Raw genomic sequence first — 9350 nt, forward strand, 5'->3', positions numbered from 1 at the left:
TAATGAAGATGAAATCAAAAATGCCTAAGCAATGGGTTTGGATTGTAGTCATCCTTGTTGTTACAGGTTTTCTCGCAACAGTTTTACTCTGGGAAAAAGGCAGTAAGCCACAAAGCGAACAAGGTCATTCTCATCAGGAAAATGAAGCAGATGAACATACAAATGATGCATCAGCAGGGGAGCATGATGAAGATGGTCTGAGTTTGACCTTAGAGCAAATGCAACAGCATAACTTGAAGCTTGCTCAGGTGGCTATGGGTGAGGTCAATCAGATTCAAAGTTATCCTGCGAAACTGGTTGTTAATACGGATCGACAAGCTCATGTGTCACCAAGTTTTGCGGGACGAGTTGAATCGGTTTATGTCGAATTAGGGCAACAAGTGAAACGTGGTCAAGCATTGGCAAATCTTCTCGTGCCAGATTTGGTTGATCAACAAGCCAACTTGCAAATTGCGCAAACCAATTTGGAGCTTGCAAAGCAAGATTATGAGCGTGAACGAAGCTTATGGTCACAAGGAATTTCAGCTAAGCAAGAATACCAACGTGCTTACAATGCCTATCGCCAAGCACAAATCCAAGTTCAAGCTGCACGTTCACGTTTAACGGCTTTTGGCGCTGGCTCTGGGTCGAATGGTCGATATACCTTAACCGCACCCATTAGTGGTGTAATTAGCAATAAAGATATTGTGATTGGAGAAAATGTCCAACTCGCCGACCAATTATTTACCATTGATCAGCTAGATCAGTTGTGGTTGGAATTTGTGTTGCCGACTGTAGTGAATGTCAATGTGCAACCAAACCAACAGATTCGATTTAAGTCACTACAAACAGGCAATATTTTTAATGCTCAAGTACAAAGCCTGACAACAGAAGCTGATGCACAAACAGGTCGTTTACAGGTTCGTGCCAAAGTGCAATCCAATGCGACTGAATTGCGTCCAAATCTCATGGTGAATGTGGAATTGCAATCTGGTTCAACAGCATCGGTGATGCGTGTGAGTGCAGAGGCAATTCAACAAGTTGATGGCAAGCAGGTGGTATTCGTTGCAGAGAAAAATCAGGACAAAGGTTTTGAGTTTAAAGCAGTTCCAGTACAAATTGGGCAGCGAAACATTTCAGAAAAGCAGGATGGTGAGTGGGTTGAAATTAAGCAAGGTTTAAGTGTTGGGCAATCCTATGTCGCAGCAGGCAGTTTCTTACTGAAATCGGAACTTGAGAAAGGAGAAGCGGAACATGACCACTAATTCTTCTCAGTTACCTAAACCCGAAGGGCTGTTTGATCGTTTGATCCAGTTTGCGATTCGCAATGCCATTTGGGTTATGCTCTTTGTGATGACATGGATTGCCATTGGTGTCTGGAGTTATCAAAAACTGCCGATTGATGCGGTACCTGATATTACCAATACGCAGGTACAAATTAATACTCAGGCCAATGGCTATACTGCTTTAGAAGTTGAGCAAAGGATTACTTATCCGATTGAAACAGCGATGGCTGGTATTCCGAATCTGGAACAGACGCGCTCAATTTCGCGCTATGGTCTATCCCAAGTGACCATTATTTTTAAAGATGGTACGGATATTTACTGGGCACGACAGTTGATTAATCAGCGTTTGCAGGAGGCTGATGGGCAGTTGCCTGATGCAGTTGATCCTGTGATGTCACCGATTTCCACAGGACTTGGAGAGATCTACCAATGGGTGATTAAAGCCAAAGCCGATGCCCAAAAAGAGGACGGAACACCCTATACGGCTATGGACTTGAGAGAGATCCAAGACTGGATCGTACGGCCTCAATTACAGCGCGTCAAAGGTGTAGCCGAAATTAATAGTATTGGAGGCTATAACAAAACCTATATTGTTTCTCCAGATTTAAAGCGGTTGCAGCAACTCCAGATTTCCTTAACCGAGTTCCAAACGGCGTTACAGGAAAATAATGAGAACCGTGGTGCTGGCTTTATTGAAGAAAATGGTCAGCAGCTCACAGTGCGTGTACCGGGGATGTTGAGTAGCGTTGAAGATATTCAAAATATTACGGTCAGTGTTAAAAATGGTCTACCCATTCGTGTTGCAGATATTGCATCGGTTGCGATTGGACATGATTTACGCACAGGTGCGGCAACCTATAATGGCGAGGAAACCGTTCTTGGCATTGCCATGATGATGATGGGTGAAAATAGCCGTACTGTTGCCCAAGCTGTTGATGCAAAAATCCAAGAAATTCAAATGACCTTGCCAAAAGGTGTTGAGATTGAAACGGTCTATGATCGTACCAGTCTCGTGAATAAAGCCATTAAAACAGTTCAAAAAAACTTAGTAGAAGGTGCGATTCTCGTCATCGTTATTCTATTTATTTTCTTGGGAAATTTCCGAGCAGCACTAATTACAGCCTGTGTTATTCCACTCTCAATGTTATTTACGCTTACAGGAATGGCAGAGCAGAACATCAGTGCCAACTTGATGAGCTTGGGTGCATTGGATTTCGGGATTATCGTCGATGGCGCAGTTGTTATTGTAGAAAACTGTATTCGGCGATTGGCAGAAGCACAGCATCATGCAGGGCGGTTATTAACCCGACAAGAGCGTTTTAAAGAAGTCTTTCTTGCTGCAAAACAGGCACGGAAACCTTTATTGTTTGGGCAAGCCATTATTATGGTGGTGTATTTACCGATTTTCGCTTTAACAGGTGTTGAGGCGAAGATGTTCCATCCAATGGCAATGACCGTAGTCATGGCATTGCTAGGTGCAATGATTTTGTCGGTAACGTTTGTACCAGCCGCGGTTGCGTTATTTGTCACGGGTGAGGTGAAAGAGAAAGAATCGCGTTGGATGCAAGCTTTAAAAGGAAAATATCAACAGCTTTTAGATCTGGCTTATCAGTTTAGGTTGGTCGTGGTGACTTTAGCGATCAGCATTTTGCTGTTGACGGGAATTTTAAGCACCAAGATCGGGAGTGAATTTGCGCCTCAGTTAAGTGAGGGGGATTTTGCCGTGCAGCAGATGCGTTCTCCAAGTACGGGTTTAGAGCAGTCTTTGCGGATGCAAGAAACCACTGAAAAGTTGATTTTGAAAAACTTCCCTGAAGTAAAAGCGATTTTTGCACGAACAGGGACGGCTGAGGTGGCAACCGATGTGATGCCGCCTAATATTTCAGATGCGGTGATTTTATTAAAGCCGAAAAAGGAATGGGAAAATCCGAAAGAGAGCATTGATGAATTACGTACACGAATGCAAGCTTTTTTGGCAACGATTCCTGGTAATAACAGTGAGTTTTCCCAACCGATTGAATTGCGTTTTAATGAGTTGATCTCAGGCATACGTAGTGATGTTGGTATCAAGGTTTTTGGTGATGATATGGATGTATTGAATACGCAAGCTCAAGCAATTGCGCAAAAAGTACAGAATATATCCGGTGCGACAGCGGTAAAAGTCGAACAAACCAGTGGATTACCTGTGTTAAATGTGGAGATTAATCATGCTTTGGCTGCGCAGTATGGTTTATCTGTAAGAAGTATTCAGGATGTTGTTGCTGCGAGTGTAGGTGGACAAAATGTTGGGCAAATCTTGCAAGGAGATCGTCGTTTTGATTTTGAAATTCGTTTGCCAGACAACCAACGTACCGCACAAAGCTTGGCACAACTCCCAATCCAGTTACCGAATGGTGGTTTAGTTCAATTGCAAGACGTCGCCAAAGTCGAAACGATTTCTGGTATGAGTCAAGTCGGTCGTGAAAATGGTAAACGTCGAGTCATTGTCACTGCAAATGTGGAAGGTCGTGATTTAGGTTCATTTGTGCAAGAGTTACAAGCTACATTAAAACAGCAACCTTTACCCGCAGGCTATTGGCTGGAATACGGTGGGCAGTTTGAAAACTTGGCATCGGCGGCAGCACGTATGCAGATCGTCATTCCTTTGGCCTTGATTGCAATTTTTACTTTGTTAATGGCGGTATTCCATAATTTCAAAGAGAGTTTATTGGTATTTAGTGGTGTGCCATTTGCTTTATCTGGCGGTCTTGTGGCGTTGTGGTTGCGAGATATTCCATTGTCGATGTCTGCAGGTGTCGGTTTTATTGCGCTTTCAGGTGTTGCAGTCCTAAATGGTTTGGTGATGCTCAGTTTTATCAAAGAGCTTCGTGAACAATTCGACCTGCATATTGCTACATGGCAAGGCGCGATTTTACGGTTACGCCCTGTTTTGATGACTGCTTTTGTGGCATCACTGGGTTTTATTCCGATGGCGATCGCAACGGGTACAGGTGCTGAAGTTCAGCGTCCTCTGGCAACAGTGGTGATCGGTGGAATTATTTCATCGACCTTACTGACTTTGGTGATCTTGCCTGTGGTCTATCGTTGGATGAATGAGAAAGCGACAAATTAAATGAGTGTGGGTTCATATCTCATCGTATGGTGTCTGAATAGACATTACTCTACTTTTCAGAGATGAAAAGTAGCAAAAATCTTTTGTAGGTCTGACGGCACATCCTTGATGCCGCAGACCTACGGGTGGCATCCATGCCACCGCCACGATAGTAAATTTTGGTTGGAGATGTAGTATTGAAAATTTTGGACAATTTGTTGCACTTCATCAATCATATTTATGCATGATTTGAGATAGTGTAGTTAGAAAGATATTTGAATTTAAACAATTATAAGGAGTCCAACATGAGTGGACATCAAGGTCATGATCACAGCCATGCAGCTGTAACTGAAGGCAATATAAAAAAACTCACAATCGCACTTATTCTGACATCAACGTTTTTAGTTGTAGAAGTGATTGCAGGTTTAATGACCCAAAGTTTAGCACTGTTGTCCGATGCTGCACATATGTTTACAGATGCTGCTGCACTGGCGATTGCTTTGGCTGCGATCCAAATCGCAAAACGACCAGCAGATAATAAACGCACTTTTGGTTATCAGCGTTTTGAAATTCTCGCGGCATTATTTAATGCCTGTATGCTGTTTTTTGTTGCGATGTATATTTTGTATGAAGCCTATCAGCGTTTTACTCAACCACCAGAAATTAATAGTTTAGGTATGCTGATTGTGGCATCACTGGGTTTAGTGGTGAATCTGATCTCGATGAAAATGTTGATGTCCAGTGCTTCAGAGAGTTTAAATATCAAAGGTGCATATCTAGAAGTACTCAGTGATGCTTTGGGATCAGTCGGCGTTATTGTGGGTGCAATCGTGATTTATTACACCAATTGGTATTGGGTTGATACGATTATTGCGGTTGCAATTGGATTCTGGGTACTGCCGAGAACATGGATTTTATTGAAGCAGAGTATCAATATCTTATTGGAAGGCGTACCTGAAGAAATCGATATTGAAAAATTAAGGAATGATTTATTGGCATTGGATGGCGTTGAAAGCATTCATCAACTTAAGGTGTGGGCGATTACGTCTAAAAATATTCATCTGACGGTCCATCTATTTGCACCTCATGCCGATCGTAATCAATTACATCGAGCGGCCACGGAAATGCTGGCACATCAACATGAAATCAGGGAAATGACGATACAAATCGAAGATGATGCAGCAATGAATTGTGAACACACACATCAACATGATGCCAAATCTGATACAGATCATTCACATCAGCATTAAGCTGATGTGAATTTTTGACGGTGCTTAGTTGTGCCAGTCATGACCACAGTCACGGCATTTCCAATGTTTTTGTGCTTGCATGAAAGCTTGCATTGAAATTTTAAAATCTGGTAGATCACGCCAAAATAAACCACCTGCAATCACACAGATCACAAATACTACAATCGTTGTGATTTGAAGTCCTTGACCTGCACCATTACCAAAAATCCACATGGCAATACTAATCAGTACCAAGATCAGTAAAATAAAAATAGCAGGAACCAAAAGAACTAAGCTTTTTGGCACGTTAGGGCGTGGACTATTTGCACCCTGACTAGCAGGCATTATTTTTACGCTTTGACATTTAGGACAACGGTATTGCATAGATTTTTCCTATTGTGTTTTGAGTAGTTTAGCGAAAAAACCGCAAAAGCTAAAATCTAGAAATGTTTAAATCGTCAAATTTAGATGACCGAAAGGGGAGAGAATTGCTCAAGTCTTTATCTCACTATTTTAAACCCACCTGCATCTCGTCTAAACATGGTCGCTAATCGACATGAACTCATGCTAAGTTGAAGCTAAATTGGCTGAATAGTGCGCAAGGAAAGGCATGTTACCGACCAAAATTCTCAAATTACGTTTGGCACGGATTGCCAAAGGAAAAGCACATCTTTCCACACAAGATAAACTCATGTTAGTCACTATGGAAAGCCCAGATCTGAGTGCTCACTTTATTTTACGTTTATTTAAAATGTCATTGCCAAAGCAATGGAAATTTAAACATGAGACAGCAGAAGACATCTTGTACTCAACGCAATTGATCGAATTGATCGAGACAGAGTTGATCGCTGCTTATGAAATGCATGCACGGAAATATGCTTGGTATGAACAGTGCTTGATGTATCTCTTGAACTTCGTGGTATTACATCCCACACAGCAGCAAATCAATGCGTATCTACGACAGTTGGATCAGTGCTTAGATCAAGCACCTAAAATTGATTTGTTAAAGTATTTTCAGCAGCATTATCCCAGCACTCAACATGCAATTGCTTTGGCAAAATCTTATGCTGGTGCTGAACAATATACTCAGGCAATCGAACAATATGAATGGGCAATGCAACATGCGACCCAACCCAATGAAGTGGCTTTTTTTGCTTATGTAAATTGTTTGATTCAACGGCAACAACAATATCGAGCTGATGTAAGTGATGTGGCTTATGCGATTGATCTGCTATGTCGCTATAAAAAGCCAATTGATCAAAAAGCCTATCGAAAAACTATTCAAAATGCAGTCACCGCATTTTTACCACCTGCGACTCTCCAAAGCCGCGCTGTAGAAACGCATGTGTTAGCAGATGTTGGACGCAGTTTAAATGCTATAGGCAAATCGATGGGTGGGATATTCGGGAGCAAAAATGTCGATATTCCTTACAGCCAGCAGGTGATCGAAAGTGCGCCCCAGTTATTAATGGATTCACATATTGTAGAAAGTTTAATTCAATCTGATCTCATGCAAGCTGCAATGCAGCGCCTATGTGGATCATCATCAATTGAGCAAACGGTTTCGACACATCTTTTGGGGAATTTATGGCTATTGCTCAGTCAAAACAATCAAGCACTTTCATTAGTCACTCAATCATTACAAAGCAATCAACTACATGAGTTGCTGAATGATCATCAGCTTAAGACAACTTCGTCATTGGAACTTGGTGACATTCAAACTATTCTTGATCAAGGCTTAGTGGCTTATCTAGGCGATGCTCGACTTGATAAGCATCATCCTGAGCGGTCTATATTGTATGCGCAGCGTGATGAGTTGGTTGCGGAAATGATTGGGTTGGCGACTTGGTTTCAACAAACTATTCTTTATCCGTTCGCTGACCAACAAGCTCGACAATTGCAGGAAATGCAAAAACATTTGGGTGAGCAATTGAATAACATGACTTTATCCAGTGGATTATTTGCTTATCAATACGAGAAGCAACAACGAGCACAGAATTTATGTGTTTGGTTACAACGAAAATTGGACAAAGGCACAGAGTTCGAAAAAATACAGGCTGCGTGGGTGAGCTTAAGGGAATTGAAACATTTTCATTTGGATGAGGGAGAAGAAAAGATCGCACAGTTACAGCGAAGTTTAGAACACTATAGACAAATCCGTTTAAAACAGATTGTCATGGTACAACCAACGGTCGCTATATCTCCTGTACAACAGCATGATGACCAGTAGGTAAAATAAAACTCAATGTTGAGTGGTTAAAAACTTGATGTTATGCAACAAAAATAAGCAAATCGCTTTCTGTTGCATGCTAATCTAGAAAGAAAGATTCGAACTGTTCAAAAAGTGAATCGTCACGAATAACAATGAACGAGTAAGAAAGGGAAGAGGGAGAACATCTTGAATCGACAAGATGATAAAAAGGCAATGTTCGATATTATGCCTGCCGACACAGCATCATCTGATGAGAAGCCATCATTGTCACGTCGCCTAATTAATAAAACGCTACAACACGCACAGGATGCGGTAGAGTTTGCCAGTGATACATCTCGTAATATCGCAGAGGTGGCTGATGCAGCATTAGATGCTTTAGATCACGTCACGCATCATACTAAACGTGGTGTAGAGGGGGTACGAAACTCTGTGCGCGGTATGGTGACTGAAACCAGTGAAGCAGCACGTCAAGTTGCATTGAGTATGGCTCGTGCTTCGTTGGGGCGAAGCAGCTTAACTTTGTATCTTCCCGAAATGTTACTCAATAATCAGATTAGAAAGCGGATTGATCGCAGTGAGATCGATGATATTAAAGTCGAGTGTGGAAATGATCGCTTTCACATTGAATTGGATGGGCATTATCATCGTTTCTTGTACCGTTTATCACTTGAGTTTAATGTCTTGGAGTGTCGTATCGGTCAAGAAAAATATCTGCGATTGCGTCAGGTTGACGAACATCTAGATCTACAAGTTCGTCATGGCGGTACACTCACCAACTGGGCGACACGGCGAGTTGGTAATATCAGTTTTGATCTGATTAATTCATTACCTATTCCTTTTCTGATCAATCATTTGATTCGTGATGTGCCTGGTATTCAAAAAGAAGGGCATCGCATTTGGTATATCGATCTTGAAGAAGCAGGTTTTATTGACTTTATTAACAATCGTTCATGGATGGTTGATAAGTTATTAAATTTAACCGACTTTAGTATTTTACCTGGTTTGAATATTTTGCAAGAAAGCCGTGAGTTGGTACAGCAGTTGGTTGATCAATTTGAAATTCGTGGGTTGCGTGTTCAATCAGGACGTTTGGAAGTGCAAGTTGGTATTGGTATCGAATAGTAAATACAACATATAGATAGAAAAAAGCCACTGTCATGCAGTGGCTTTCTAGAATTTGGCGTCCCTACGGGGATTCGAACCCCGGTTACCGCCGTGAAAGGGCGATGTCCTAGGCCTCTAGACGATAGGGACTTATATGAGGCATACATCTGAAACTATAAATTGGCGTCCCTACGGGGATTCGAACCCCGGTTACCGCCGTGAAAGGGCGATGTCCTAGGCCTCTAGACGATAGGGACGTTTCAGAGGTGGGCGTATATTAGGGTGAATTAAGTGGGGTGTCAAACACTTTTCCGCATAAAATTTAAAAAAATAGAATGAGTGTCTAAAAATAAAACATATTGAGGAATAAATAATCAAAAATAAGCAGTTATATCTAATTTTATGATCATTTTGATTTTATAGTGGTAATAAAAAAATGAGACTAAGTA

The 9350-nt window shown here is 41.6% G+C and carries 6 protein-coding genes and 2 tRNA genes; 5 read left to right on the forward strand and 3 right to left on the reverse strand.

Annotation, left to right across the window (positions count from 1 at the left end; genetic code table 11):
* Positions 1-2 precede the first annotated feature (2 nt).
* The 3 genes from HMPREF0023_RS02645 (at position 3) to HMPREF0023_RS02655 (ending at position 5606) form a co-directional block, all read left to right on the forward strand.
* Positions 3-1244, forward strand: a complete 1242-nt coding sequence (locus HMPREF0023_RS02645) for an efflux RND transporter periplasmic adaptor subunit (RefSeq protein ID WP_008941129.1) — start codon at positions 3-5, stop codon at positions 1242-1244.
* The gene (locus HMPREF0023_RS02650; protein WP_008941130.1) at positions 1234-4377 is read left to right on the forward strand and encodes an efflux RND transporter permease subunit; all 3144 of its coding nucleotides are present in this window, start codon (positions 1234-1236) and stop codon (positions 4375-4377) included. The genes HMPREF0023_RS02645 and HMPREF0023_RS02650 overlap by 11 nt, the downstream gene beginning before the upstream one ends.
* Before the next feature lie 284 nt (positions 4378-4661).
* Entirely contained in the window at positions 4662-5606 is a 945-nt protein-coding gene (locus HMPREF0023_RS02655) for a cation diffusion facilitator family transporter (RefSeq protein ID WP_004641360.1), read from the forward strand.
* A 24-nt stretch (positions 5607-5630) separates the two neighbouring features.
* On the opposite strand, the gene HMPREF0023_RS02660 is transcribed toward HMPREF0023_RS02655, so the two are convergent.
* A complete protein-coding gene (locus tag HMPREF0023_RS02660; protein WP_004641358.1) occupies positions 5631-5969 on the reverse strand; it encodes a hypothetical protein in 339 nt (112 codons plus the stop codon).
* A 226-nt stretch (positions 5970-6195) separates the two neighbouring features.
* On the opposite strand from HMPREF0023_RS02660, the gene HMPREF0023_RS02665 reads away from it, so the two are divergent.
* Positions 6196-7815 carry a hypothetical protein gene (locus HMPREF0023_RS02665; protein WP_008941131.1) on the forward strand — a complete coding sequence of 540 codons (1620 nt, stop codon included), beginning with the start codon at positions 6196-6198 and terminating at the stop codon, positions 7813-7815.
* A gap of 168 nt (positions 7816-7983) precedes the next feature.
* Positions 7984-8919 carry a hypothetical protein gene (locus HMPREF0023_RS02670; protein WP_004641354.1) on the forward strand — a complete coding sequence of 312 codons (936 nt, stop codon included), beginning with the start codon at positions 7984-7986 and terminating at the stop codon, positions 8917-8919.
* 56 nt (positions 8920-8975) lie between these two features.
* Here HMPREF0023_RS02670 and HMPREF0023_RS02675 read toward each other — a convergent pair.
* Positions 8976-9051: transfer RNA gene (locus HMPREF0023_RS02675), tRNA-Glu, on the reverse strand.
* Positions 9052-9082: 31 nt separating this feature from the next.
* Positions 9083-9158: transfer RNA gene (locus HMPREF0023_RS02680), tRNA-Glu, on the reverse strand.
* Positions 9159-9350: the final 192 nt, after the last annotated feature.

This window comes from Acinetobacter sp. ATCC 27244, assembly GCF_000156555.1.
In the GTDB taxonomy this organism is placed as follows: domain Bacteria; phylum Pseudomonadota; class Gammaproteobacteria; order Pseudomonadales; family Moraxellaceae; genus Acinetobacter; species Acinetobacter haemolyticus.

Coding starts and splice junctions, on each gene's coding strand:
- HMPREF0023_RS02645 (WP_008941129.1), top strand. CDS start 3: ATGAAGATGAAATCAAAAATGCCTAAGCAATGGGTTTGGATTGTAGTC.
- HMPREF0023_RS02650 (WP_008941130.1), top strand. CDS start 1,234: ATGACCACTAATTCTTCTCAGTTACCTAAACCCGAAGGGCTGTTTGAT.
- HMPREF0023_RS02655 (WP_004641360.1), top strand. CDS start 4,662: ATGAGTGGACATCAAGGTCATGATCACAGCCATGCAGCTGTAACTGAA.
- HMPREF0023_RS02660 (WP_004641358.1), bottom strand. CDS start 5,969: ATGCAATACCGTTGTCCTAAATGTCAAAGCGTAAAAATAATGCCTGCT.
- HMPREF0023_RS02665 (WP_008941131.1), top strand. CDS start 6,196: ATGTTACCGACCAAAATTCTCAAATTACGTTTGGCACGGATTGCCAAA.